The organism is Enterobacter sp. 725m/11 (assembly GCF_011683705.1).
Classification (GTDB): domain Bacteria; phylum Pseudomonadota; class Gammaproteobacteria; order Enterobacterales; family Enterobacteriaceae; genus Enterobacter; species Enterobacter bugandensis.
The window spans coordinates 148,859-173,411 of sequence record NZ_JAAQOK010000002.1 but is presented as its reverse complement, the minus strand read 5'-3'; the positions used below and the strand labels follow the sequence as shown (position 1 = coordinate 173,411).

Here is a 24,553-nt window from a genome sequence, read left to right as displayed (position 1 = left end):
TCCGTCGTCGGCAGCGTCAGATGTGTATAAGAGACAGGTTAACAGGTGAGCAATTTATCACCTTAGGAAATTTCTGTCATTCTACATAAGGAGAAAGGGCGATTTTTTTTGCTTCACTGCGCTGACAAATGATAATTTTTATCATATGATATTGTTTATCATTATCGTTATGAAAGGGCGATGTATGTTGAACAGGGCGCTGGGAAGTGCATGGGGAGTATTGCTGCCGGGCGTAATCCTTGGCGGTTTGATGTTTGCCGATCTCTCCATCGAAAGCTGGAAGGCCATCATTGTGTCAGGGCTGCTGATGACGTCAGGCATGATCTGGCATAAGCACCTACGCCATTATGTGTTACTGCCATCATGCGTCGCATTAGTCAGCGCAATTCTGGTGATAATGATGAGTTTGAAATAACAGGGAAAATAAGAGGTATTACAGAAGGGAGATAAGATAATTGGTGCGAGGGGGGGGACTCGAACCCCCACATCCGTAAGGACACTAACACCTGAAGCTAGCGCGTCTACCAATTCCGCCACCTTCGCATACCATCGATACTGTAAAAGTATCGTAACCACGGAGGCGCATTCTAGATGTTTTCAGCTTTACGTCAACAGAAAAGTGCGCACCTTTTATTGATTGCTGCAAAAATGGACGGAATTGCGACGCCTGCTTGCCGGATGGCGCTGGCGCTTATCCGGCCTGCATTGTATGGCGAATTATTTCTTTGCCTGACGCGTCATCACGGTGCGGTAGACCTTAAAGCGGCCCGTCTGGGCGATCACTTCGTGGAAGCCGAAGGTTTCGTCCAGCACTTTCGGGTACGCCAGGAATGCGTTCGCCACGATGCGCAGCTCGCCGCCGCTGTTGAGGTGGCGAGTCGCGCCACGGATCAGGGTCTGCGCAGCTTCGAGGCTGGTTTCCATCCCGTCGTGGAACGGCGGGTTAGAGATGATCATGTCAAAGCGGCCGGTGACGTCAGAGAAGACGTTGCTGGCAATCACGTCGCCTTCAATGCCGTTGGCCGCAAGCGTTGCGCGGCTGGCTTCTACCGCCGGGGCGCTCACGTCACACAGGGTTAAACGCACTTTTGGTGAATGGCTGGCAAGCACCGTTGAAAGCACGCCCGCGCCGCAGCCCACGTCCAGCACTTTGCCTTTGGTGTGCGGTGTCAGGGTGGAGAGCAGCAGCTTGCTGCCCGTATCCAGCGCGTCACGGCTGAAGACACCCGGCAGGGTTTTGATGGTCAGACCGTCAAGCTGGTACTCGTCCCAGTATGCCTGCGCATCAAACGTTGTCTGTTTTTCCAGACGGCCATGATACAGACCGCAGCGACGTGCACTGTCGACTTTGGTCAGCGGCGCGTAGGCTTCCAGCATCTGCTCGGCGCTACGGACACCGCTGCGGTTTTCACCGACCACGAAAATATCGCAGCCAACCGGCAGCAGGGAGAGCAAGTTCATCAGCTGGAACTGGGCTTCCGGCTTGTTCTTCGGCCAGTAGTAGATCAGCGTATCGCAGTCGGCAATATCGCTCTGCTCCGCCACCAGGCTGAAGCGTGCGCGCTCGCCCATCTGGCGGCTCAGCACCTGCCAGTGGTGGTAGTATTGGGTGTGGGCACGGCTTTCAGCACAGTCGAAACGCGCGGGCAGGTCATCCTGCATATCTCCGGCAAACAGAATACGGCTTTCTTCGAAATCATCACTGTGACGCAGCAAGACTTCACTTGCCGGGGTAAATGCAGACATGAATTGTTCCTCAATAAACTCAGGCGGGGATTATAGTAGGTAGATGGCGCACTTTCGACACATTTGCTATATTTGCGCGCCTGAGAGACAGGAGTTATCCCTATGACATCCCGACGAGACTGGCAGTTGCAGCAACTGGGCATCACCCAGTGGGCTTTGCGTCGCCCGACGGCGTTGCAGGGCGAAATCGCCATCTCCATCCCCGCGCACGTTCGGCTGGTGATGGTGGCGGAAGAACTGCCTGCCCTGAATGAGCCCCTGATCGGTGATGTCCTTCGCAGCCTGAAGCTGACGCCCGACCAGGTCTTACAGCTGACGCCGGAACGGGTTGCCATGCTTCCTCCTGATAGCCGCTGTAACAGCTGGCGCATCGGAGAGACAAACGACATCTCTCTTCAGGGGAGCCAAATCAGCTCACCAGCGCTGGACGAGCTGAAAGCCAATCCAAAGGCGCGCAGCGCGCTATGGCAACAAATCTGCGAATATGAACACGATTTCTTCCCTCACGACGCCTGACCTGACCGCAGCGTTCGCGATTGAAACACGCGCCCACGCTTTTCCGTGGAGCGAAAAAACGTTTGCCAGCAATCAGGGCGAGCGCTATCTGAACTACCGTCTGGACGTTGACGGCACTCTGGCCGCGTTTGCCATCACGCAGGTGGTTCTTGACGAGGCGACGCTGTTTAACATCGCCGTCGACCCGGCGTTTCAGCGCCGTGGGCTGGGCAGAGAACTGCTTGAGCATCTCATTCGTGAGCTCGAAACCCGCGACGTTTTCACCCTGTGGCTGGAGGTGCGCGCGTCGAATGTCGCCGCCATCGCGCTCTATGAAAGCTTAGGCTTTAACGAGGCGACAGTCCGACGTAACTACTACCCCACCGCAGAGGGACGTGAAGACGCCATTATCATGGCTCTGCCAATTGGATAACGAATTTAAGGTTGTAACGATGAAATGGGACTGGATTTTCTTTGATGCCGACGAAACGCTGTTTACGTTTGACTCGTTCGGCGGCCTACAGCGGATGTTTCTCGACTATAGCGTGACCTTCACCGCCGAAGATTTTCAGGACTATCAGGCGGTGAACAAGCCACTGTGGGTGGATTACCAGAACGGTGCCATCACCGCGTTACAGCTACAGCACCAGCGATTTGACGTCTGGGCGGAGCGCTTAAAGGTCAGTCCGGGGACGCTGAACGAGGCTTTCCTTAACGCCATGGCCGATATCTGTGCGCCCCTGCCGGGCGCGGTTTCCCTGCTGAATGCGTTGAAAGGCAAGGTGAAACTGGGGATCATCACCAACGGTTTTACCGCCCTGCAGCAGATCCGCCTGGAGCGCACCGGCCTGCGCGATCATTTTGACGCACTGGTGATCTCCGAAGAGGTTGGGGTGCCGAAACCGGATCCGCGAATTTTCGATTATGCGCTGGGGCAGGCCGGTAATCCCGACCGCGATCGCGTGCTGATGGTGGGTGATACCGCAGAGTCTGATATTCTTGGCGGTATGAAGTCAGGTTTGTCGACCGTCTGGCTGAATGCGCATGGCCGCGTGAAGCCTGAAGGCATCGAGCCAACCTGGACCGTCACGTCATTGACCGAACTGGAGCAACTCCTGTGTAAACAATGATTGCCTGCCCCCCGTTGATGGGTAAAATAGCCGCAATTTTGTATTCCATGATGCGTGGCGTGCTGCCGCGCTTATAAAAGAAGATTTAATTATGACGTTGTCTCCTTATCTGCAAGAGGTGGCCAAGCGCCGTACTTTTGCCATTATCTCGCACCCGGATGCCGGTAAAACGACCATCACCGAGAAGGTATTGCTGTTCGGACAGGCGATCCAGACTGCGGGTACCGTTAAAGGCCGTGGCTCCAGCCAGCATGCAAAATCTGACTGGATGGAGATGGAAAAGCAGCGTGGTATTTCGATTACCACCTCCGTGATGCAATTCCCGTATCACGACTGCCTGGTGAACCTGCTGGACACCCCGGGGCACGAAGACTTCTCCGAAGATACTTACCGTACCCTGACGGCGGTGGACTGCTGTCTGATGGTGATCGACGCCGCGAAGGGTGTAGAAGATCGTACCCGCAAGCTGATGGAAGTTACCCGTCTGCGCGATACGCCGATCCTCACCTTTATGAACAAACTCGACCGTGACATCCGCGATCCGATGGAGCTGATGGATGAAGTGGAAAACGAGCTGAAGATCGCCTGTGCGCCAATCACCTGGCCAATTGGCTGCGGTAAGCTGTTCAAAGGGGTTTATCACCTCTATAAAGACGAAACTTACCTGTATCAGACCGGTAAAGGCCACACCATTCAGGAAGTGCGCATTGTGAAAGGTCTGGACAACCCGGATCTCGATGCCGCCGTTGGCGAAGAGCTGGCCGCGCAGCTGCGCGACGAGCTGGAGCTGGTGAAGGGCGCGTCTCACGAGTTCGACAAAGAACTGTTCCTGAGCGGCGAAATTACCCCGGTCTTCTTCGGTACCGCGCTGGGTAACTTCGGCGTTGACCACATGCTGGACGGTCTGGTGGAGTGGGCACCTCAGCCGATGCCGCGTAAAACCGACACCCGCGAAGTGGAAGCGAAGGAAGAGAAGTTCACCGGCTTCGTCTTTAAAATTCAGGCCAACATGGACCCGAAACACCGCGACCGCGTGGCCTTCATGCGTGTGGTGTCCGGTAAGTATGAGAAGGGCATGAAGCTGCGCCAGGTGCGCATCGGTAAAGATGTCGTGATTTCCGACGCGCTGACCTTTATGGCGGGCGACCGTTCGCACGTTGAAGAGGCATATCCGGGCGACATCATCGGTCTGCACAACCACGGTACGATCCAGATCGGCGATACCTTCACCCAGGGCGAGATGATGAAGTTCACGGGTATTCCGAACTTCGCACCGGAGCTGTTCCGTCGCATTCGTCTGCGCGATCCGCTGAAGCAGAAACAGCTGCTGAAAGGTCTTGTTCAGCTCTCTGAAGAGGGCGCCGTGCAGGTGTTCCGTCCAATCGCCAACAACGATCTGATTGTCGGCGCGGTCGGTGTGCTGCAGTTCGACGTGGTGGTTGCGCGCCTGAAGAGCGAATACAACGTGGAAGCGATTTACGAATCGGTCAACGTGGCGACCGCGCGCTGGGTTGAGTGTTCTGACGTGAAGAAATTCGAAGAATTTAAGCGTAAGAACGAAATTCAGCTGGCGCTCGATGGCGGCGACAACCTGACCTATATCGCGCCAACGATGGTCAACCTGAACCTGACGCAGGAACGTTATCCAGACGTTCAGTTCCGCAAAACGCGCGAACACTAATCCCCTCCCGGAGCACGGCAATCGCCGTGCTCTTCTTTTATTCCTGTCTTATTAGTCCCTTGCGGAATGTTCTTAATTCACCGCAAATTCACGCTATTCGCGCGTTTTTTACGCAATTCTGAAAGCGGCATTGTGAGAGTGATCTATATTTAACTCAGTGTTTAGCACCGGGTATGGATGAATTAACTGTTCAATGCATGTCGATTGGTTCTCCATTTCACCCGTGTGTTTATTCGCGATATATAAAACTACTAAGGAAGTATTTAGCCCGAATAACGGGTAAAACACAGGAATACATCGATGAATATGACAAGACTGAAGATTTCTAAAACTCTGCTGGCTGTAACACTGGGTAGCGTTCTGGTTAGCGGTTCCGCCCTGGCGGAAAGCAGCACCATGGATAAAGCACAGTCCACGGCCGACACCGCAGGGCAAAAAATCGATAGCTCTATGAATAAAGTCGGTAATTTCATGGACGACAGCTCTATCACAGCAAAAGTGAAAGCCGCACTGGTGGATGATGAAGCCATCAAGAGCACCGATATTTCCGTTAAGACCGACAAAAAGGTCGTTACCCTGAGTGGCTTTGTTGAAAGCCAGGCCCAGGCCGAACAGGCTGTGAAGGTGGCGAAGGGTGTCGAAGGTGTCGCATCCGTGAGCGATAAACTGCACGTTCGCGACGGTAAAAACGCCTCGGTGAAAGGTTATGCCGGTGATGCCGCTACTACCAGCGAAATCAAAGCTAAACTGTTAGCAGATGACATCGTGCCGTCTCGTAAGGTGAAAGTGGAAACTACCGATGGCGTGGTTCAGCTTTCCGGTACGGTTGATTCACAGGCGCAAAGTGAACGCGCCGAGTCAATTGCGAAAGCCATTGATGGTGTTAAAAGCGTTAAAAACGATCTGAAAACGAAGTAATTCTGGACCATTCGCCCGTAAGGTTTAACCCTGCGGGCGAAATAAGAACGACTCTGGAAAAACGCCGGTGAGTGACCTGAGCGCTCACGTTTAGCGGCCGACATTAACTATGGTAAAGGAGAAGCTTATGTTTCGTTGGGGCATTATATTTCTGGTTATCGCGTTAATTGCCGCCGCATTGGGCTTTGGTGGTCTGGCAGGTACGGCGGCATGGGCAGCTAAAATTGTCTTCGTCGTCGGTATTATTCTGTTCCTGGTCAGCCTGTTTACGGGTCGTAGACGTCCGTAGCAAACGCAATATTCCTTCAACAAAATAAAGCCAGTCACTGCGACTGGCTTTTTCTTATTTGCGTTACAGGTCGGGTGCGTTACTGTGGAGTGATAAAATAATCAAAACAGGAAAGCAGAGGTGGGGCAACGAATTCCCGTTACGCTCGGCAATATTGCGCCGCTGACGTTAAAACCGTTTAGTGCGGGTCAACTCGCACTTGTCTGCGAGGGGGGAGGACAGCGCGGCATTTTCACCGCTGGCGTGCTGGATGAATTTATGCGCGCGCAGTTCAACCCGTTTGACCTCTACTTCGGCACGTCCGCCGGGGCGCAGAATCTCTCTGCGTATGTCTGTAACCAGCCCGGCTACGCGCGAAAAGTGATCATGCGCTTCACCACGGCGAAAGAATTTTTTAACCCGGTGCGCTTCGTGCGCGGCGGCAACCTGATCGATCTCGACTGGCTGCTGGAGTCGACCTCCAGCCAGATGCCGCTGGCCATGGATACCGCTGCCCGCCTGTTTGATAGCGGCAAAGAATTCTGGATGTGCGCCAGCCGGGGGGATGACTATTCGCCGGGCTATTTCTCACCGCAGAAGGAGAACTGGCTCGACATCATCCGCGCCTCCAGCGCCATTCCCGGTTTTTATCGTACCGGCGCGTTGCTGGACGGCATCAGCTATCTGGACGGCGGCATCAGCGACGCGGTGCCGGTTCAGGAAGCCGCGCGACGCGGGGCGAAAACCATCGTGGTGATCCGTACCGTTCCGTCGCAAATGTATTACACCCCCCAGTGGTTTAAGCGGATGGAGCGCTGGCTGGGCGACAGCAGCCTGCAGCCGCTGGTGAACATCGCGAAGCAGCATGAAACCACCTACGGCGCGATGCAGCGCTTTATTGAAAAACCCCCGGGCAAGCTGCGCATCTTTGAAATTTATCCGCCTAAGCCGCTGCTGAGCATGGCGTTGGGCAGCCGGCTGCCTGCGTTGCGTATGGATTACAAAACGGGGCGGCTGTGCGGGCGTTACTTCCTGGCGACCGTCGGGAAAATGCTGGCCGAGCAACCGCCTCTGCATCGGCATAAACGCATTATTACGCCACCTGCAATTGTCGCCAATGACGCCCTGACCATGCCGCTGGTGGACATTCCGCAGGCGAATGACGCTTTATTAGATAACGAGGATCTGGCGTGACGCACCGCTTTGTTGATACCCACTGCCACTTTGATTTTCCGCCGTTTACGGGGAATGAAGCGCAAAGCATTGCGAAAGCTGCCGAAGCCGGCGTGCAGGCCATCATTGTGCCGTCGGTTGAAGCGGCCTATTTTACCCGCGTGCTGGATCTTTCCGCGCGATACTCCGCGCTTTATGCCGCGCTCGGCCTGCATCCGATTGTAATTGAGCGCCATCGTGATGAGCATCTTGAAGAGCTGGATCGGGTGCTGCAACGTGCAGGAGAGAAACTTGTCGCCATCGGCGAGATCGGCCTCGATCTCTATCGCGAAGATCCGCAGTTTGAACGTCAGCAGACGATCCTGGACGCGCAGCTTCGGCTGGCAAAGCGTCACGATCTGCCGGTGATCCTCCACTCCCGACGCACTCATGACAAACTGGCGATGCACCTGAAGCGCATCGACCTGCCGCGAAGAGGCGTAGTGCATGGTTTTTCCGGCAGCCTGCAGCAGGCGCAGCGTTTTATTGAACTGGGCTATAAAATTGGCGTCGGTGGCACCATCACCTATCCGCGCGCCAGTAAAACCCGTGACGTAATGGCGCAACTGCCTCTCTCTGCGCTGTTACTGGAAACGGATGCCCCCGATATGCCGCTGAATGGTTTTCAGGGGCAGCCGAATCGCCCGGAACAGGCGGCGCGGGTATTTGACGTGCTGTGCGAATTGCGTCAGGAACCTGAAGAGGTCATTGCCAGCGCGCTGCTCGAAAATACCCGTTCGGTTTTTGGCATCACGCTATAGATAAAGCGCCGGACGAATCACCGTTATCTTCTGTTTTTCCAGCGCCCGCGCCAGCGGTTCAATATCCTCCTGCGTGGCGCTGCGCCATGACGCCGCCTCGCCGTAGACCCCGTGTGCATGAAATGCGTTAATACGCACCGGAACATTCCCCAGCCCGTGGATGAACGCGATCAACGGTTTGATATGTTTCAGATAATCACACTGTTCCGGGATGACCAGCAAGCGGAGCTCCGTCAAACGGTGACGGTCTGCCAGCCAGCGAATACTCTCCTTAATCTGCGGGTTCTCGCGTCCGGTCAGGAAGCGGTGATGTTCATTCCCCCACGCTTTGAGGTCCAGCATTGCGCCATCCAGCACCGGCAGCAGTTTTTGCCAGCCGGTTTCGCTTAGCAGACCGTTGCTGTCTACCAGGCAGGTTAAATGATGTAGCTCAGGATCGGTTTTGATCGCGGTAAACAGGGCGATCAAAAACGGCAGTTGGGTTGTGGCTTCGCCGCCGCTCACGGTGATCCCTTCGATAAAGGGCGCGGATTTACGGACCTGAACGAGGATCTCGTCGACGCTCAGGCGGTGCGCCATGGGCGTGGCCTGCTGCCGGCACAGGCGCAGGCAGGTGTCGCACTGCTGGCAGTGACTCTCCTGCCACCAGACGCGTCCGGCCTGAATGGTCAGCGCGTCGTGCGGGCAGTGGGGCACGCAGTCCCCGCAGTCGTTGCAGCGCCCGATGGTCCACGGGTTGTGGCAGGTTTTGCAGCGCAGGTTGCAGCCCTGCAGGAACAGCGCCAGGCGGCTGCCCGGCCCGTCCACGCAGGAGAAGGGGATGACCTGACTAACTAAAGCGCATCTGCTGTTCATGGCTTATCACGCGCGGCTGACGTTCCAGAATACGGGTATTGCGTGCGGCCTCTTCCCCCAGCCACGTGGTGTTCGTTCTTGAACCCGCTTCCCGGTATTTCTCCAGATCCGACAAGCGAACCATATAGCCGGTCACGCGTACCAGATCGTTACCGGCCACATTCGCGGTGAACTCACGCATACCGGCCCTGAACGCCCCCAGGCAAAGCTGAACCACCGCCTGCGGATTGCGTTTTACCGTCTCATCCAGCGTTAAAATATCGCTGATCCCGGAATGATAGTGTTTATGGTGCGGCGCTACGGCCAGCAGATGACTGACAGGATCCGGCTCGTCACCGTACGGCAGACGCGCCCCCGGCGTGGTGCCCGAATCGGAGCTGATGCCTGACTGGGCGTGCAGCATCGCGCGATGCTTCCAGCCGTGCTTCACCGGCGTATTTTCAACAAACGCCGCAAGCTGTTCGCTGATGCGATAACCCAGCGCGTTGGCCTGCTCGTCTTTACCGTAACGCCCCGCCATGCCTGCTTTCTCACACAGTACGTTCACCGCTTCGGCAAGACCGTACATGCCAAACATCGGCACAAACCGATCGGCATCAATCAGCCCCTCTTTCACCAGGAAGCTATTCTCAAAGAAGCCGGATTGCCCGTACAGAAAATCGCAGCGCGCATCGATGATGGTAATTTGCTGCTGGCAGTAGTGCGGTAGCGTGCGGGTGAAGAAGTCGTCAATGGATGTGCTGTGTTCGGCTATTGCCTTGAGGTTAAGGCGCACCAGGGTGCTGCCACCGCCCGCCAGCGGCAGAGAGTTGTAACAGCTCACCACGCCAAAACGGCCTTTTGTGAAAATTTTATCATTCACCGGGCCGTTTGAAATATGCGGTTTACTGCATTCACAAATGTTTTTTGCCACCTCAAGCAGTAAATTGTCTGGGGTGATCTCAGGATCGTAGATAAAGGTCAGATTGGGCGCAACCTGCTTCAGTTCAGCGTCGGCACGCAGAATGGCACGGGTGATGGGGCCGTCAGCAGGCCCGATGTTGGCGTGCATAAACGCATCGGGCAGCGTTCTGTCGAGATAGCGCCAGAAACGTTTTATTCGGCTATCGATTTCTTCTTGTGTTAGAATTCTAACATAGGGATTCAGTATCGCATCAAGCTGCCCCAGATAGACCGGCATTGATGTGACGGAAGGAACATGGTGATAGAGAATAGTTAACAGAGAGAGGGCGTCATCAAGATCTCTCGCCCCTTCCAGCTCCAGCCATTGCGAACCGTTAGCCAGGAATTTTTCATAATCCGGCAGCACGTAGCGCGGTTTGTAGGGCGCATGGCCTTCGTACATGTCGCAGATAAACCCCTCGTCCAGCGCGGCGCGGGCGGCCGGAGATAGCGTCGGGTAGGGCAGATAATTTTCCGCTTCCAGCGCCAAAAAATGACGTTTTTGCTCCGGGGTTAACAGCGGGCTTGTCACAATGTGCTGGCAACGTTGTTGCAGGGCGTCGGGCATGTTCACTTCCTTGAATGTTCTGCGGATGATGAACGGATTGTAGAAAGCCAGCCTGCCGGCGCTTTTGATCCAACAAGGGGTATCGCTGCTTTAGTCAGCAATTTGCACGCTAAAGTTTGAAGAAGATCTCATTACAGTAATGCAAATTTGTACGCAGTTTTCATTAACTGTGATGAATGTCGAAGTGTGGATGCGGGTGAATGTTAGAATACTCACAGACCCGCAAGGTAAAATTTATACGGCACTGCCGTTGGAGAATGTTATGACCGATTTAACTGCAAGCAGCCTGCGCGCGTTGAAGCTGATGGACCTGACCACCCTGAACGATGACGACACCAATGAGAAAGTCATCGCCCTGTGCCATCAGGCGAAAACGCCAGTGGGTAACACCGCCGCCGTCTGTATCTACCCGCGCTTTATCCCGATTGCCCGCAAAACGCTGAAAGAGCAGGGCACGCCGGACGTGCGCATTGCAACCGTGACTAACTTCCCGCATGGCAATGACGACATTGAGATTGCGCTGGCGGAAACCCGCGCGGCAATTGCCTACGGCGCAGACGAAGTTGACGTGGTGTTCCCGTACCGCGCGCTGATTGCCGGCAACGAGCAGGTCGGTTTTGACCTGGTGAAAGCCTGTAAAGACGCGTGTGCGGCGGCAAACGTGCTGCTCAAAGTGATCATCGAAACCGGCGAGCTGAAAGAAGAGGCGCTGATTCGTAAGGCGTCAGAAATTTCCATCAAAGCCGGTGCGGATTTCATCAAAACCTCTACCGGTAAAGTGCCGGTCAATGCGACCCCGGAAAGCGCGCGCATCATGATGGAAGTTATCCGCGATATGGGCGTGTCCAAAACCGTGGGCTTCAAACCTGCGGGCGGCGTACGTACCGCGGAAGACGCGCAGCAGTTCCTGGCGATCGCTGACGAGCTGTTTGGCGCCGACTGGGCCGATTCCCGCCACTACCGCTTCGGCGCGTCCAGCCTGCTGGCAAGCCTGCTGAAGGCGCTGGGTCACGGCGACGGTAAGAGCGCAAGCAGCTACTGATTGCCAGACAATGCCGGATGGCGCTTTGCTTATCCGGCCTACAGGATCGCAGGGCGGGTAAGCGTACCCGCCGCCATTCACCCGATTCCGCATGGGGGTTACCGTGTTTCTCGCACAAGAAATTATTCGTAAAAAACGTGATGGTCTTGCTTTAAGCGACGAAGAAATTCGCTTTTTCATCAACGGCATTCGTGACAACACCGTCTCAGAAGGGCAGATTGCGGCTCTGGCGATGACCATTTTCTTCCACGATATGTCGATGCCTGAGCGCGTGTCGCTGACCATGGCGATGCGAGATTCAGGAACCGTTCTGGACTGGAAAAGCCTCAACCTCAACGGCCCGATTGTGGACAAACACTCCACCGGCGGCGTGGGCGACGTGACCTCCCTGATGCTCGGCCCTATGGTGGCAGCCTGCGGCGGTTACGTTCCCATGATCTCCGGGCGCGGCCTGGGCCACACCGGCGGTACGCTCGACAAACTGGAAGCCATTCCGGGCTTCGATATCTTCCCGGATGACAATCGCTTCCGCGATATTATTAAAGACGTTGGTGTGGCGATTATCGGCCAGACCAGCTCTCTTGCTCCGGCAGACAAGCGTTTTTACGCGACGCGCGATATTACCGCCACCGTAGACTCCATCCCGCTGATCACCGCCTCTATCCTCGCCAAAAAACTGGCGGAAGGGCTGGACGCGCTGGTGATGGACGTGAAGGTGGGCAGCGGCGCGTTTATGCCGACCTATGAACTCTCTGCTCAGCTTGCCGAAGCGATCGTTGGCGTCTCCAACGGCGCGGGCGTGCGCACCACCGCGCTGCTGACCGACATGAACCAGGTGCTGGCCTCCAGCGCCGGTAACGCGGTTGAAGTCCGCGAAGCCGTGCAGTTCCTCACAGGCGAATACCGTAACCCGCGCCTGTTCGATGTCACCATGGCGCTGTGCGTTGAGATGCTCATCTCCGGCAAGCTGGCCAAAGACGACGCGGAAGCCCGCGCGAAACTGCAGGCGGTGCTGGACAACGGCAAAGCGGCGGAGATCTTTGGCCGCATGGTGGCGGCGCAGAAAGGCCCGACCGATTTCGTCGAAAACTACGCGAAATACCTGCCGACCGCGATGCTCAGCAAAGCTGTTTATGCGGATGGCGAAGGTTTTGTCTCCGCCATGGACACCCGCGCGCTTGGCATGGCTGTTGTATCTATGGGTGGCGGTCGTCGTCAGGCATCGGACACCATTGATTACAGCGTCGGCTTTACCGATATGGCCCGTCTGGGCGACAGCGTCGACGGCCAACGTCCGCTGGCGGTGATCCACGCGAAAGACGAAGCCAGCTGGCAGGACGCGGCGAAAGCGGTGAAAGCGGCAATATCTCTTGACGATAAAGCACCGGAAACCACACCGACGGTCTATCGTCGTATCACCGAATAGCGGTATACTGATCTGATCGCATTTTTATGAAGCACTAAGTACGGAGAACAATTATGAAACGTGCATTTATTATGGTGCTGGACTCATTCGGCATCGGCGCAACCGAAGATGCAGAACGTTTTGGTGACGTGGGTTCCGATACCATGGGTCACATCGCGGAAGCCTGTGCAAAAGGCGAAGCGGACAACGGTCGTAAAGGCCCTCTGACTCTACCTAACCTGACCCGCCTCGGGCTGGTAAAAGCACATGAAGGCTCTACCGGTAAAATCGCAGCCGGTATGGACGGCAACGCGGAAGTAGTGGGCGCCTACGCCTGGGCGCACGAGCTCTCTTCCGGGAAAGATACCCCGTCCGGTCACTGGGAAATCGCCGGCGTGCCGGTGCTGTTTGACTGGGGCTACTTCTCCGATCACGAGAACAGCTTCCCGCAGGAGCTGCTCGATAAGCTGGTGAAGCGTGCCAACCTGCCGGGCTACCTCGGTAACTGCCACTCTTCCGGCACCGTGATTCTGGATCAGCTCGGCGAAGAGCACATGAAAACCGGCAAGCCGATTTTCTACACCTCTGCTGACTCCGTGTTCCAGATTGCCTGCCACGAAGAGACGTTTGGCCTGGATAAACTCTACGAACTGTGCGAAATCGCCCGTGAAGAGCTGACCGAAGGCGGCTACAACATTGGCCGCGTTATCGCACGTCCGTTTATCGGCGACAAAGCGGGTAACTTCCAGCGTACCGGTAACCGTCATGACCTGGCCGTTGAGCCACCGGCGCCAACCGTGCTGCAGAAGCTGGTTGACGAGAAGGGCGGTCACGTGGTGTCCGTGGGCAAAATAGCGGATATCTATGCCAACTGCGGTATCACTAAAAAAGTGAAAGCGACCGGTCTGGATGCGCTGTTCGATGCCACTATCAAAGAGATGAAAGAAGCGGGCGATAAGACCATTGTCTTCACCAACTTCGTGGACTTCGACTCCTCCTGGGGCCACCGTCGCGATGTAGCCGGTTATGCTGCGGGCCTGGAGCTGTTTGACCGCCGTCTGCCGGAGCTGATGGAGCTGGTGGGGGAAGATGACATTCTGATCCTGACCGCAGACCACGGCTGCGACCCAACCTGGACCGGCACCGACCACACCCGTGAGCACATTCCGGTACTGGTGTACGGCCCGAAAGTGAAGCCGGGCTCGCTGGGTCACCGTGAAACCTTCGCGGACATCGGCCAGACTATCGCGAAATACTTTGGTACGTCTGACATGGAATATGGTAAAGCCATGTTCTAAATCATGTTGGGTGCGGTCTGATGCCCTCACCCCGGCCCTCTCCCACAGGGAGAGGGTGAAAAGAATAAACAATGTAAAAGGAACTGAAGATGGCAACTCCTCACATTAATGCAGAAATGGGTGATTTCGCTGACGTCGTATTGATGCCGGGCGACCCGCTGCGCGCGAAGCACATTGCAGAAACCTTCCTCGAAGACGTGCGTGAAGTGAACAACGTTCGCGGCATGCTGGGCTTCACCGGTACCTATAAAGGCCGCAAAATCTCCGTTATGGGCCACGGCATGGGTATCCCGTCCTGCTCCATCTACACCAAAGAGCTGATCACCGATTTCGGCGTGAAGAAAATCATCCGCGTAGGCTCCTGCGGTGCGGTGCGTATGGACGTTAAGCTGCGTGACGTGGTGATCGGCATGGGCGCATGTACCGACTCTAAAGTTAACCGCATCCGCTTTAAGGATCATGACTTTGCGGCAATCGCTGACTTTGACATGGTGCGTAACGCGGTTGACGCGGCAAAAGCGCTGGGCGTTGACGCGCGCGTGGGCAACCTGTTCTCTGCCGATCTGTTCTACTCGCCAGAAGGCGACATGTTCGATGTGATGGAAAAATACGGCATCCTGGGCGTGGAAATGGAAGCGGCGGGTATCTACGGCGTGGCGGCTGAGTTTGGTGCGAAAGCGCTGACCATCTGCACCGTGTCTGACCACATCCGTACCCACGAGCAGACCACCGCTGCCGAGCGTCAGACCACCTTCAATGACATGATCAAAATCGCGCTGGAATCCGTTCTGCTGGGCGATAAAGAGTAAGAGTTGTTGTGCCGGGTGGCGGCTTCGCCTGACCCGGCCTACGGTTTTCCAGGCCCGCTAAGCGCAGCGCCAGCGGGCTTTTTTACTAGCGTACTGCCTGCGCAATCCATGCCGATAAGTCCCGCAACTCTTGTTTCTGCTCCGGGAAATCCCCCATTAACGCGTCGCACTCCTGCTGCAGCATATCCGCCCGATACAAACAGCCCTGCAAGCGGGCCGCCAGCGCTTCCAGCGGTGCCGGGTTGAGGCTGTCCGTAAACACCTGCGTACGGGTAATGTGGCCTTTCTCCACGTCAAAGTGCAGCTCCACGCCGCCCCAGGTAAAACGTTCGTCCAGCAGGTGTGAAAACGCCGGGGCCTGGCCGAAGTTCCATTCCCAGCTGCTCTGGCGTGCAAAGGTTTCGGCGAAGTTGGGCAGATCCGGGGTCTTATCCGGCGAAATCACTTCCGCATCCACGCGCTCGCCGTAATGTTCAAAGAACGCTTCACGAATCGCGTCGCAAATCTGCTCGTGCGTAATCCCCGGCAGCAGCTCCACCAGATTCGCCACGCGTCCGCGCACGGAGGTAATGCCCTTAGCCTGGAGCTTTTTCTTATCAGGATTAAGGTAGTTCGCCAGACGGCTCAGGTCGGCGTTCAGCAGCAGGGTGCCGTGGTGGAACCCGCGATCCATTGTTTCGCGGTAGGCGGAGCCGGAGATCTTGCGGTCGCCCTCGGGCGTTTTGACAACGAGATCGTTCCGCCCCGAGGCTTCAGCCGTCACGCCGAGCGCATTGAGCGCGTTGAGCACAATAGACGTAGAGATAGTTTTGTCGTATTCCGGTTTTCCCGCCATAAAGGTAAAGCAGGTATTGCCCAGATCGTGAAACACCGCGCCGCCGCCGCTGCTCCTGCGTGCGAGACGGACGTTGTCCTCTTCCATACGCCGGGTGTTGCACTCTTTCCACGGGTTTTGCGCGCGGCCGATGACCACCGTATCGGCGTTACGCCAGAGAAACAGGACGCGCTGGGTGGCGGGCATCTGGCGGAAGATGCACTCTTCAACCGCGAGATTAAACCAGGGATCGTGAGAGTCAGAGATAAGCAGGCGTAACGTCGTCATGGCAGAGTTCCTTTTCCATATCTTTCGCCTACTTTATCACTATTCCTTCTTCTCGCTCTCTTCGTCTTCGGGAACCGACCTGCTGGCGGTCAGCAGGAACGGCGACTGCTGCCAGCGGGTACGCTTGCCCTGAAGCAACGTGCGCGCCAGCACGACGCCAATCGCCAGCGAGAGTAACAGCATCAGGCGCAGAATATTGGTGGTGTTATCCACCTGCTTAGCTTCTGTTGGCAGGGTGTGGGTATCCAGCGTCAGGCGCAGATACCCCAGCGGGCCATTTTTACCCTGAACGGGTTCGACAATCTGCTGGTTGAAATAGCCTCCGGCTTTTTTGCCGTCCAGCGCCAGCCTGTCGCGCACGTCGACGTGCTCACCGGCGCGGGCAATCAGGTCGCCTTTTTCATCGTACACGCCCGCATCCAGAATGCGGCTGTTTTCCGTGAGCTGACGCAAGACCTGGCCTATCCGCTTATCGTCCGGCGTTTCATTGCGCATCAGGGGGGCAACGTTGAGCGTCACCTGACGCGCCAGGGTACGGGCCAGCTCTTCAAACTGCGGGTTGCGCTGCCGTTGATGATTCTGGCTAAACCACGATGCCCCTTGCATCAATGCGACTAACAGTGCGAGACAGATCAGGACAATCACGGCGCGATGAAGCCGGAATTTCAGTTTTGCGCGAGCCATATTCCACCTGCTGAAAATTTAGGGCTTAATGTTGCCAGAAGTGATGGTTACAGGGTAGCCTCATGCGTTATTTTCCCTCTGGAACCTTCCGGCGCGAACAAAATTACAGGAGCTTTAATGCCGAACATTACCTGGTGTGACCTGCCAACGGATGTCTCTTTATGGCCAGGATTGCCGCTCTCGTTAAGTGGCGATGAGGTGATGCCTCTGGATTACCACGCTGGCCGTAGCGGCTGGCTCCTCTATGGACGCGGTCTGGATAAGCAACGCCTGACCCAGTATCAAACCAAACTGGGCGCGGCGATGGTCATTGTTGCCGCCTGGTGCGTGGAAGATTACCAGGTTATTCGCCTCGCGGGTTCCCTGACGCAGCGCGCCACGCGTCTGGCGCATGACGCCGGGCTGGACGTAGCGCCTCTCGGCAAAATTCCGCACCTGAAAACGCCGGGTCTGCTGGTGATGGACATGGACTCCACCGCTATTCAGATCGAATGTATTGACGAGATTGCTAAACTGGCAGGCAGCGGCGAGCTGGTGGCGGAAGTCACCGAGCGTGCGATGCGCGGCGAGTTGGACTTCACCGCCAGCCTGCGCCAGCGCGTGGCGACCCTGAAAGGGGCCGATGCTAACATCCTGCGCCAGGTGCGCGATGTGCTGCCGCTGATGCCGGGGCTGACGCAGCTGGTGCTGAAGCTCCAGTCCCTCGGCTGGAAAGTGGCGATCGCCTCCGGTGGCTTTACCTTCTTTGCGGATTATCTACGCGAGAAACTGCATCTGACCACGGTGGTCGCTAACGAGCTGGAAATCATGGACGGCAAGCTGACCGGCCAGGTGATCGGCGATATCGTGGATGCCCAGTACAAAGCCAATACCCTGACGCGCCTGGCGGAAAAGTATGAGATTCCGGTCGAGCAGACCGTCGGCATTGGCGACGGCGCGAACGATCTGCCAATGATCAAAGTGGCTGGCCTTGGCATTGCCTACCATGCCAAACCAAAAGTGAATGAAAAGACGGAAGTCACTATCCGTCACGCTGACCTGATGGGGGTGTTCTGCATTCTCTCCGGCAGCCTTAATCAGAAATAACGAGGTAAACCGTGGCGAAAGCTCCAAAACGCGCATTTGTCTGTAATGAATGTGGTGCGGATTATCCGCGCTGGCAGGGGCAATGCAGCGCCTGTCATGCCTGGAACACCATCACCGAAGTGCGTGGTGTGGCGGCTTCGCCGAGCGTGGCACGCAATGAGCGCCTGAGCGGCTATGCGGGCAATGCAGGCGTGTCGAAGGTGCAAAAGCTTTCTGATATCAGCCTGGAAGCGCTGCCGCGCTTTTCCACCGGCTTCAAAGAGTTTGACCGCGTGCTCGGCGGCGGCGTGGTGCCGGGCAGCGCGATTCTGATCGGCGGTAACCCAGGGGCGGGGAAATCGACCCTGCTGCTGCAAACGCTCTGCAAGCTCGCTGAACAGATGAAAACCCTGTACGTGACGGGTGAAGAATCTCTCCAGCAGGTGGCGATGCGCGCTCACCGTCTCGGCCTGCCGACCGGTAACCTGAACATGCTGTCGGAAACCAGCATCGAGCAGATCTGCATGATCGCCGAAGAAGAGCAGCCGAAGCTGATGGTGATCGACTCCATCCAGGTAATGCACATGGCGGACATTCAGTCCTCGCCGGGCAGCGTGGCGCAGGTGCGGGAGACCGCCGCTTACCTGACGCGCTTTGCCAAAACGCGCGGCGTGGCGATTGTGATGGTCGGCCACGTTACCAAAGATGGCTCTCTGGCGGGTCCGAAGGTGCTCGAACACTGTATCGACTGCTCGGTGATGCTCGACGGCGACGCGGATTCCCGCTTCCGCACCCTGCGCAGCCACAAAAACCGCTTTGGCGCGGTTAACGAACTGGGCGTGTTTGCTATGACCGAGCAGGGGCTGCGCGAGGTCAGCAACCCGTCGGCCATCTTCCTGAGCCGCGGCGATGAGATCACCTCCGGCAGTTCGGTAATGGTGCTGTGGGAAGGGACGCGCCCGCTGTTGGTTGAAATTCAGGCGCTGGTGGATCACTCGATGATGGGTAACCCGCGGCGCGTGGCGGTCGGTCTGGAGCAGAACCGCCTGGCGATCCTGCTGGCGGTGCTGCACCGTCACGGCGGGCTGCAGATGGCGGATCAGGATGTGTTCGTCAACGTGGTTGGCGGGGTGAAAGTCACTGAGACCAGCGCAGATCTGGCGCTGCTGCTGGCGATGGTCTCCAGCCTGCGCGACAGACCGCTGCCGCAGGATCTGGTCGTCTTCGGTGAAGTAGGGCTGGCCGGGGAAATCCGTCCGGTGCCGAGCGGCCAGGAGCGTATCTCCGAGGCGGCAAAGCACGGCTTCCGTCGGGCTATCGTTCCCGCCGCCAACGTGCCGAAAAAAATCCCGGAAGGGATGCAGGTCTTTGGCGTTAAGAAACTCGCAGATGCGTTAAATGTCTTTGACGACTTATAATTACGTATTCGATTTTGCAGGAGGCACCGTAATTTATGTCATCATTTGACTACATCAAGACCGCGATCCGCCAGAAGGGCTGCACGCTGCAGCAGGTGGCGGATGCCAGCGGCATGACCAAAGGCTACCTGAGCCAGTTGCTGAACGCCAAAATCAAAAGCCCCAGCGCGCAGAAGCTTGAAGCGTTGCACCGCTTTCTGGGGCTGGAGTTCCCGCGGATGCAAAAGAACATCGGCGTGGTGTTCGGCAAGTTTTATCCGCTGCATACCGGGCATATCTATCTGATCCAGCGCGCCTGTAGCCAGGTGGACGAGCTGCACATCATCATGGGCTACGACGAAACGCGCGATCGCCAGCTCTTTGAAGACAGCGCCATGTCGCAGCAGCCCACCGTGCCTGACCGTCTGCGCTGGCTGCTTCAGACCTTTAAGTACCAGAAAAACATTCGCATTCATGCCTTTAACGAAGAGGGCATGGAGCCGTATCCGCACGGCTGGGACGTGTGGAGCAACGGCATCAAAGCGTTTATGGAAGAGAAGGGCATTGCGCCTAACTGGATCTACACCTCTGAAGAGTCCGACGCGCCGCAGTTCCGCGAGCATCTGGGCATCGAGACGGTGCTGATCGACCCGAAACGCACCTTTATGAACATCAGCGGGGCGCAGATCCGCGAGAACCCGTTCCGCTACTGGGATTATATTCCGACCGAAGTGAAGCCGTTCTTCGTGCGTACGGTGGCTATTCTGGGCGGCGAGTCGAGCGGTAAATCAACGCTGGTCAACAAGCTGGCGAACATCTTCAACACCACCAGCGCGTGGGAGTATGGACGCGATTACGTCTTCTCTCACCTCGGCGGCGACGAGATGGCACTGCAGTATTCCGACTACGATAAAATCGCGCTCGGGCACGCCCAGTACATTGATTTCGCGGTGAAATACGCTAACAAAGTGGCGTTTATTGATACCGATTTTGTCACCACGCAGGCGTTCTGTAAAAAGTACGAGGGGCGTGAGCACCCGTTCGTGCAGGCGCTGATTGACGAATACCGCTTTGACCTGGTGATCCTGCTGGAAAACAACACCCCGTGGGTGGCCGACGGCATGCGCAGCCTGGGCAGCTCGGTGGACAGGCGCGAGTTCCAGACCATGCTGGTGGAGATGCTCAACGAGAACAACGTTGAGTTTGTGCATGTGGAAGAGTCTGATTATGACACCCGCTTCCTGCGCTGCGTCGAGCTGGTGAAGGAGATGATGGGGGAGCAGGGGTAATAACTTCCCCCTCGCCCTTTTGGGGTGAGGGGGGAATACCTCAGAACTCAACCACCACCTTCCCGCGCATATGCCCCTCCAGCACCTTACGGTGCGCTTCGGTAATGCTTTCCACGCTCAGCCCGTGCAGCGTTTCGCTGAGCGAGCTTTCCACCACGCCGTTATCTACCAGCTTCGCCACCTCATTTAAGATCTCACCCTGACGCGCCATATCAGCCGTCTTGTACATGCTGCGGGTGTACATAAACTCCCAGTGCAGGGCGGCGGATTTGGACTTCAGCTTGTCCTGGTTCAGCGGATGTTCATTCTCAACGATGGAACAAATATGCCCCTGCGGCGCAATCAGTTCACTGACCGCATCCCAATGCCCGTCGGTGTCGTTGAGGATGAAAATATAATCCACGAAGGTAAGTCCCTGCTTCGCCAGCTCGCCTTTTAGATCGCGGTAGTTGACCACTACGTCAGCACCGCGATCGCGGCACCATTGGGCGGAATCTTCTCGTGAAGCGGTTGCGATAATCTTCACCTTGCTGTTGTGCTTCGCAAACGGGATCGCCAGCGATCCCACGCCGCCCGCGCCGCCGATGATCAGCAGGGTTTTGTCCGCTTCGGCATCCTGAATGTTCAGCCGTTCAAACAGACCTTCCCACGCGGTGAGCGCAGTTAAGGGTAGCGCAGCGGCTGCCGCCCAGCCGAGGCTGGCAGGCTTGTGGCCGACAATGCGCGCATCTATCAGCTGATGAGTGGTATTGCTGCCCGGGCGGGTGATGTCGCCCGCGTACCACACCTCATCACCTGGTTTGAAGCCGGTGACGCCAGCTCCAGCGGCTTTGACGACCCCGCTGGCATCCCACCCCAGAATTCGCGGCTCGTTCAGCCCATTTTTGGCGATGCCTGCATGCACTTTGGTATCAACCGGGTTAATCGATACGGCTTTCACCTCTACCAGCAGATCGTGTTCGCCGGGCGTCGGCATTGGCGGGGTGATTTCAATGAAGGTGGACGGATTTTCTGGGTTAACGGCAATGGCTTTCACTGACATGGTGTGCTCCTCAATGGAATGCGTTTTGTTGAGGCTAGTCTATTAAGTGGCCAGCCGCATGATAAGATGGACAATCATGAACTCAGCGTTCGTACAGAGTGAACAATCATGTTTAAACAGCTGCAGGATATGGCGCTGTTTGCGCTGGTGGCGGAGATGGGCAGTTTCACCGCGGCGGCGCAGAAAGCCGAACTGCCGAAATCCAGCGTCAGCCAGCGGATCAGCCAGCTGGAGCAGCAGGTGGGGATCCGTCTGCTTAACCGCACCACACGCAGGATCAGCCTGACGTTCGCGGGCGAGCACTATCTGGTGCACTGTCGGGAGATGCTGGCGGCCAGCGAGCGGGCGGAGTACGCCATTCAGCGCCTGCGTGAAAACCCCAGCGGCCGGCTGCGTATTACCTGCCCGGCGGGGATTGGCGCGACCCTGCTGGCGCATATGAATGCCGAGTTTCAGCTTCGCTATCCTGACGTGTCGCTCGATGTATCGATCTCTGACGACGTGGTGGACCTGGTCGAGTCCGGTTTTGACGTGGCGCTGCGCACCGGCAAGCCGCAGGACTCCTCACTGATAGGCAGAATGATCGGGCACTGCCCGCGCTACATGCTGGCCTCGCCGGATTATCTGGCACGCCGGGAGCCGTTAATCCATCCCCGACAGCTGGTGGAGCACCGCTGTATTACGCACCGGGCGTGGTCGGAGTGGCTGCTGCGAAGCGAGGGTGAGGATTACCGCTACCTGCCGGACAACGGCCACATGACCGATAATCTGGTGTACGCCCGCGAATGCGCGATTGCCGGGGCGGGGATCACGCTGTTACCCGCATTTCTGCTGGAAGATAAGATCGAAAAGGGGGCGTTGGTTCAGGTGCTGCCGGAATGGCGCGTTGAAGGTAACGATCTCTGGCTGGCCTATCCGAGCCGGAAGCTGAATTCGCCCGCGCTGATGAGCTATATCGAGTTTGCGATGCAGTTTGATGAGGTGAAGCGGTATTACGTGGGTGGGTGATGTTGTGCGGCCTGATGCCCTCACCCTGAATAAAAAACGGCAACCGAGGTTGCCGTTTTGCTTTTATTTCGCAATACGCTTGTACTTAATACGCTTCGGCTCCAGCGCGTCTGCGCCCAGCGTGCGTTTTTTGTACTCTTCGTATTCGGTGAAGTTACCTTCGAAGAATTCCACTTTACCTTCGTCCTGGTAGTCCAGGATGTGGGTCGCGATACGGTCCAGGAACCAGCGGTCGTGCGAGATAACCATGGCGCAGCCCGGGAACTCCAGCAGGGCGTTTTCCAGTGCGCGCAGGGTTTCGATATCCAGGTCGTTGGTCGGTTCATCGAGCAACAGAACGTTACCGCCCACCTGCAGCAGCTTCGCCAGGTGCAGACGACCACGCTCACCGCCGGACAGCTCGCCCACGCGTTTGCCCTGGTCGGTGCCCTTAAAGTTAAAGCGGCCAACGTAGGCGCGGCTTGGCATCTCGGTGTTGCCGATACGCATGATATCCAGACCGCCGGAGACTTCTTCCCACACGGTTTTGCTGTTATCCATCGCGTCACGGAACTGGTCTACGGAGGCCAGCTTCACGGTTTCACCCAGGGTGATTGAGCCGCTGTCTGGCTGTTCCTGACCGGACATCATACGGAACAGGGTCGATTTACCCGCGCCGTTCGGACCGATGATGCCAACGATAGCGCCTTTCGGTACGGAGAAGGTCAGATCGTCGATCAGCACGCGGTCACCGTAGGACTTACGCAGGTTGGTTACTTCAACCACTTTATCCCCCAGACGTGCTCCAGGTGGAATAAACAGTTCGTTGGTTTCGTTACGTTTCTGGTATTCGGTGTTGTTCAGCTCTTCAAAGCGTGCCAGACGGGCTTTGCCCTTAGACTGACGGCCTTTCGCGCCCTGACGCACCCACTCCAGCTCTTTCTCGATAGACTTGCGACGGGCCGCTTCCTGAGACGCTTCCTGCGCCAGACGCTGATCTTTCTGCTCCAGCCAGGAAGAGTAGTTGCCTTCCCACGGAATACCTTCACCGCGGTCCAGCTCCAGGATCCAGCCGGCGACGTTGTCGAGGAAGTAACGGTCGTGGGTAATTGCCACCACGGTGCCTTCGAAGTCGTGCAGGAAGCGCTCCAGCCACGCCACGGATTCCGCATCAAGGTGGTTGGTCGGTTCGTCGAGCAGCAGCATGTCTGGTTTTTCCAGCAGCAGGCGGCACAGCGCCACGCGGCGGCGTTCACCACCGGAGAGATTCGCGATTTTCGCATCCCAGTCCGGCAGACGCAGGGCATCGGCCGCGCGCTCCAGCTGCACGTTCAGGTTGTGACCGTCGTGCGCCTGGATGATCTCTTCATATTTGCCCTGCTGAGCGGCCAGTTTGTCGAAGTCCGCATCCGGCTCGGCGTATTTGGCATACACTTCATCCAGACCTTTCAGCGCGTTAACCACTTCGGATACCGCTTCTTCAACGGATTCACGTACGGTGTGTTCCGGGTTCAGCTGAGGTTCCTGCGGCAGGTAGCCGATCTTGATGCCTGGCTGCGGACGGGCTTCACCTTCGATGTCTGTATCGATGCCGGCCATGATGCGCAGCAGGGTGGACTTACCGGCACCGTTGAGACCCAGCACACCAATTTTTGCGCCCGGGAAGAAGCTCAGCGAGATATTTTTAAGAATATGACGTTTCGGCGGGACAACTTTGCCGACACGATGCATGGTATAAACGAATTGAGCCACGTGGACTTCGCCTCTTTTATCGTAAATGAGAAGGAATTTCAGCCTCGAAGTGTAGCCTTTTTCACGCCCTAATCCCAGCCAGGAACGTCGGGAGTGTTAAAACGC

The 24,553-nt window shown here is 56.8% G+C and carries 24 protein-coding genes and 1 tRNA gene; 17 read left to right on the top strand and 8 right to left on the bottom strand.

Annotated elements, in window-relative coordinates; all coding sequences use genetic code 11:
- Positions 1–145 precede the first annotated feature (145 nt).
- Positions 146–415 (top strand): DUF1435 domain-containing protein, encoded by a 270-nt coding sequence (locus HBA26_RS01650; protein ID WP_032644970.1) that lies wholly within the window; start codon positions 146–148, stop codon positions 413–415.
- 41 nt (positions 416–456) lie between these two features.
- Here HBA26_RS01650 and HBA26_RS01645 read toward each other — a convergent pair.
- Positions 457–543 (bottom strand) — tRNA-Leu (locus HBA26_RS01645).
- Between the two features lie 174 nt (positions 544–717).
- Complete coding sequence (gene rsmC, locus HBA26_RS01640) at positions 718–1,746, bottom strand: 16S rRNA (guanine(1207)-N(2))-methyltransferase RsmC (RefSeq protein ID WP_047367286.1); 1,029 nt, start codon at positions 1,744–1,746, stop codon at positions 718–720.
- A gap of 102 nt (positions 1,747–1,848) precedes the next feature.
- Between rsmC and HBA26_RS01635 the strand changes: the two genes are divergently transcribed.
- From HBA26_RS01635 to HBA26_RS01600, 8 genes are all read left to right on the top strand, one after another.
- A complete protein-coding gene (locus HBA26_RS01635) occupies positions 1,849–2,262 on the top strand; it encodes a DNA polymerase III subunit psi (protein ID WP_041911296.1) in 414 nt (137 codons plus the stop codon).
- Positions 2,231–2,674: a ribosomal protein S18-alanine N-acetyltransferase gene (rimI, locus tag HBA26_RS01630; RefSeq protein ID WP_028015431.1), complete on the top strand. Its 444-nt coding sequence runs from the start codon at positions 2,231–2,233 to the stop codon at positions 2,672–2,674. The genes HBA26_RS01635 and rimI overlap by 32 nt, the downstream gene beginning before the upstream one ends.
- A gap of 19 nt (positions 2,675–2,693) precedes the next feature.
- Complete coding sequence (gene yjjG / locus HBA26_RS01625; protein ID WP_126345427.1) at positions 2,694–3,371, top strand: pyrimidine 5'-nucleotidase; 678 nt, start codon at positions 2,694–2,696, stop codon at positions 3,369–3,371.
- 91 nt (positions 3,372–3,462) lie between these two features.
- The gene (gene prfC / locus HBA26_RS01620; protein ID WP_028015433.1) at positions 3,463–5,052 is read left to right on the top strand and encodes a peptide chain release factor 3; all 1,590 of its coding nucleotides are present in this window, start codon (positions 3,463–3,465) and stop codon (positions 5,050–5,052) included.
- 300 nt (positions 5,053–5,352) lie between these two features.
- Complete coding sequence (gene osmY, locus HBA26_RS01615) at positions 5,353–5,970, top strand: molecular chaperone OsmY (RefSeq protein WP_028015434.1); 618 nt, start codon at positions 5,353–5,355, stop codon at positions 5,968–5,970.
- A gap of 127 nt (positions 5,971–6,097) precedes the next feature.
- The gene (locus HBA26_RS01610; RefSeq protein ID WP_003856556.1) at positions 6,098–6,259 is read left to right on the top strand and encodes a DUF1328 domain-containing protein; all 162 of its coding nucleotides are present in this window, start codon (positions 6,098–6,100) and stop codon (positions 6,257–6,259) included.
- Positions 6,260–6,379: 120 nt separating this feature from the next.
- The gene (locus HBA26_RS01605; RefSeq protein WP_032644971.1) at positions 6,380–7,432 is read left to right on the top strand and encodes a patatin family protein; all 1,053 of its coding nucleotides are present in this window, start codon (positions 6,380–6,382) and stop codon (positions 7,430–7,432) included.
- On the top strand, positions 7,429–8,211 hold the full coding sequence (locus HBA26_RS01600; protein WP_126345428.1) for a TatD family hydrolase: 783 nt from the start codon (positions 7,429–7,431) through the stop codon (positions 8,209–8,211). The genes HBA26_RS01605 and HBA26_RS01600 overlap by 4 nt, the downstream gene beginning before the upstream one ends.
- Here HBA26_RS01600 and HBA26_RS01595 read toward each other — a convergent pair.
- Both HBA26_RS01595 and HBA26_RS01590 read right to left on the bottom strand, forming a co-directional pair.
- The gene (locus HBA26_RS01595; protein ID WP_126345429.1) at positions 8,206–9,066 is read right to left on the bottom strand and encodes a YjjW family glycine radical enzyme activase; all 861 of its coding nucleotides are present in this window, start codon (positions 9,064–9,066) and stop codon (positions 8,206–8,208) included. The genes HBA26_RS01600 and HBA26_RS01595 overlap by 6 nt on opposite strands.
- Positions 9,041–10,576 carry a YjjI family glycine radical enzyme gene (locus tag HBA26_RS01590; RefSeq protein ID WP_126345430.1) on the bottom strand — a complete coding sequence of 512 codons (1,536 nt, stop codon included), beginning with the start codon at positions 10,574–10,576 and terminating at the stop codon, positions 9,041–9,043. The genes HBA26_RS01595 and HBA26_RS01590 overlap by 26 nt, the downstream gene beginning before the upstream one ends.
- Positions 10,577–10,838: 262 nt before the next feature.
- Here HBA26_RS01590 and deoC point away from each other — a divergent pair, with 262 nt between their 5' ends.
- The 4 genes from deoC to deoD all read left to right on the top strand — a co-directional run bounded on the left by deoC (position 10,839) and on the right by deoD (position 15,130).
- Entirely contained in the window at positions 10,839–11,618 is a 780-nt protein-coding gene (gene deoC, locus HBA26_RS01585; RefSeq protein ID WP_003856543.1) for a deoxyribose-phosphate aldolase, read from the top strand.
- 103 nt (positions 11,619–11,721) lie between these two features.
- Complete coding sequence (gene deoA / locus HBA26_RS01580) at positions 11,722–13,044, top strand: thymidine phosphorylase (RefSeq protein ID WP_041911290.1); 1,323 nt, start codon at positions 11,722–11,724, stop codon at positions 13,042–13,044.
- A gap of 53 nt (positions 13,045–13,097) precedes the next feature.
- On the top strand, positions 13,098–14,321 hold the full coding sequence (gene deoB, locus HBA26_RS01575) for a phosphopentomutase (RefSeq protein ID WP_028015441.1): 1,224 nt from the start codon (positions 13,098–13,100) through the stop codon (positions 14,319–14,321).
- A gap of 89 nt (positions 14,322–14,410) precedes the next feature.
- Positions 14,411–15,130 carry a purine-nucleoside phosphorylase gene (gene deoD, locus HBA26_RS01570; protein WP_003856538.1) on the top strand — a complete coding sequence of 240 codons (720 nt, stop codon included), beginning with the start codon at positions 14,411–14,413 and terminating at the stop codon, positions 15,128–15,130.
- Positions 15,131–15,215: 85 nt separating this feature from the next.
- On the opposite strand, the gene lplA is transcribed toward deoD, so the two are convergent.
- Together lplA and HBA26_RS01560 are read right to left on the bottom strand one after the other, a co-directional pair.
- Positions 15,216–16,232: a lipoate--protein ligase LplA gene (gene lplA, locus HBA26_RS01565; protein WP_126345431.1), complete on the bottom strand. Its 1,017-nt coding sequence runs from the start codon at positions 16,230–16,232 to the stop codon at positions 15,216–15,218.
- A 39-nt stretch (positions 16,233–16,271) separates the two neighbouring features.
- The gene (locus HBA26_RS01560; RefSeq protein ID WP_028015443.1) at positions 16,272–16,916 is read right to left on the bottom strand and encodes a YtjB family periplasmic protein; all 645 of its coding nucleotides are present in this window, start codon (positions 16,914–16,916) and stop codon (positions 16,272–16,274) included.
- A gap of 117 nt (positions 16,917–17,033) precedes the next feature.
- Here HBA26_RS01560 and serB point away from each other — a divergent pair, with 117 nt between their 5' ends.
- Genes serB through nadR form a run of 3 tightly spaced genes read left to right on the top strand, consistent with a single transcriptional unit; the run spans position 17,034 to position 20,667 of the window.
- A complete protein-coding gene (serB, locus tag HBA26_RS01555) occupies positions 17,034–18,002 on the top strand; it encodes a phosphoserine phosphatase (RefSeq protein WP_028015444.1) in 969 nt (322 codons plus the stop codon).
- Between the two features lie 11 nt (positions 18,003–18,013).
- A complete protein-coding gene (radA, locus tag HBA26_RS01550; protein ID WP_003856523.1) occupies positions 18,014–19,399 on the top strand; it encodes a DNA repair protein RadA in 1,386 nt (461 codons plus the stop codon).
- Between the two features lie 35 nt (positions 19,400–19,434).
- The gene (gene nadR, locus HBA26_RS01545) at positions 19,435–20,667 is read left to right on the top strand and encodes a multifunctional transcriptional regulator/nicotinamide-nucleotide adenylyltransferase/ribosylnicotinamide kinase NadR (protein WP_003856522.1); all 1,233 of its coding nucleotides are present in this window, start codon (positions 19,435–19,437) and stop codon (positions 20,665–20,667) included.
- 40 nt (positions 20,668–20,707) lie between these two features.
- Here the strand turns inward: nadR and HBA26_RS01540 are convergent, their stop codons facing one another.
- Positions 20,708–21,709 (bottom strand): zinc-binding alcohol dehydrogenase family protein, encoded by a 1,002-nt coding sequence (locus HBA26_RS01540; RefSeq protein WP_049137695.1) that lies wholly within the window; start codon positions 21,707–21,709, stop codon positions 20,708–20,710.
- Between the two features lie 108 nt (positions 21,710–21,817).
- Between HBA26_RS01540 and HBA26_RS01535 the strand changes: the two genes are divergently transcribed.
- Positions 21,818–22,717 (top strand): LysR family transcriptional regulator, encoded by a 900-nt coding sequence (locus HBA26_RS01535; protein WP_047367295.1) that lies wholly within the window; start codon positions 21,818–21,820, stop codon positions 22,715–22,717.
- A gap of 63 nt (positions 22,718–22,780) precedes the next feature.
- Here the strand turns inward: HBA26_RS01535 and ettA are convergent, their stop codons facing one another.
- Positions 22,781–24,448 (bottom strand): energy-dependent translational throttle protein EttA, encoded by a 1,668-nt coding sequence (ettA, locus tag HBA26_RS01530; RefSeq protein ID WP_003856515.1) that lies wholly within the window; start codon positions 24,446–24,448, stop codon positions 22,781–22,783.
- Positions 24,449–24,553: the final 105 nt, after the last annotated feature.

Excerpts from the sequence above, each read along its gene's own strand:
- HBA26_RS01595 (WP_126345429.1), bottom strand. The coding sequence starts at position 9,066 with ATGAACAGCAGATGCGCTTTAGTTAGTCAGGTCATCCCCTTCTCCTGC.
- deoC (WP_003856543.1), top strand. The coding sequence starts at position 10,839 with ATGACCGATTTAACTGCAAGCAGCCTGCGCGCGTTGAAGCTGATGGAC.
- deoB (WP_028015441.1), top strand. The coding sequence starts at position 13,098 with ATGAAACGTGCATTTATTATGGTGCTGGACTCATTCGGCATCGGCGCA.
- HBA26_RS01610 (WP_003856556.1), top strand. The coding sequence starts at position 6,098 with ATGTTTCGTTGGGGCATTATATTTCTGGTTATCGCGTTAATTGCCGCC.
- deoD (WP_003856538.1), top strand. The coding sequence starts at position 14,411 with ATGGCAACTCCTCACATTAATGCAGAAATGGGTGATTTCGCTGACGTC.
- nadR (WP_003856522.1), top strand. The coding sequence starts at position 19,435 with ATGTCATCATTTGACTACATCAAGACCGCGATCCGCCAGAAGGGCTGC.
- lplA (WP_126345431.1), bottom strand. The coding sequence starts at position 16,232 with ATGACGACGTTACGCCTGCTTATCTCTGACTCTCACGATCCCTGGTTT.
- HBA26_RS01650 (WP_032644970.1), top strand. The coding sequence starts at position 146 with ATGATATTGTTTATCATTATCGTTATGAAAGGGCGATGTATGTTGAAC.
- prfC (WP_028015433.1), top strand. The coding sequence starts at position 3,463 with ATGACGTTGTCTCCTTATCTGCAAGAGGTGGCCAAGCGCCGTACTTTT.
- HBA26_RS01635 (WP_041911296.1), top strand. The coding sequence starts at position 1,849 with ATGACATCCCGACGAGACTGGCAGTTGCAGCAACTGGGCATCACCCAG.
- serB (WP_028015444.1), top strand. The coding sequence starts at position 17,034 with ATGCCGAACATTACCTGGTGTGACCTGCCAACGGATGTCTCTTTATGG.
- HBA26_RS01535 (WP_047367295.1), top strand. The coding sequence starts at position 21,818 with ATGTTTAAACAGCTGCAGGATATGGCGCTGTTTGCGCTGGTGGCGGAG.
- HBA26_RS01540 (WP_049137695.1), bottom strand. The coding sequence starts at position 21,709 with ATGTCAGTGAAAGCCATTGCCGTTAACCCAGAAAATCCGTCCACCTTC.
- rimI (WP_028015431.1), top strand. The coding sequence starts at position 2,231 with ATGAACACGATTTCTTCCCTCACGACGCCTGACCTGACCGCAGCGTTC.
- osmY (WP_028015434.1), top strand. The coding sequence starts at position 5,353 with ATGAATATGACAAGACTGAAGATTTCTAAAACTCTGCTGGCTGTAACA.
- HBA26_RS01560 (WP_028015443.1), bottom strand. The coding sequence starts at position 16,916 with ATGGCTCGCGCAAAACTGAAATTCCGGCTTCATCGCGCCGTGATTGTC.
- HBA26_RS01590 (WP_126345430.1), bottom strand. The coding sequence starts at position 10,576 with ATGCCCGACGCCCTGCAACAACGTTGCCAGCACATTGTGACAAGCCCG.
- rsmC (WP_047367286.1), bottom strand. The coding sequence starts at position 1,746 with ATGTCTGCATTTACCCCGGCAAGTGAAGTCTTGCTGCGTCACAGTGAT.
- yjjG (WP_126345427.1), top strand. The coding sequence starts at position 2,694 with ATGAAATGGGACTGGATTTTCTTTGATGCCGACGAAACGCTGTTTACG.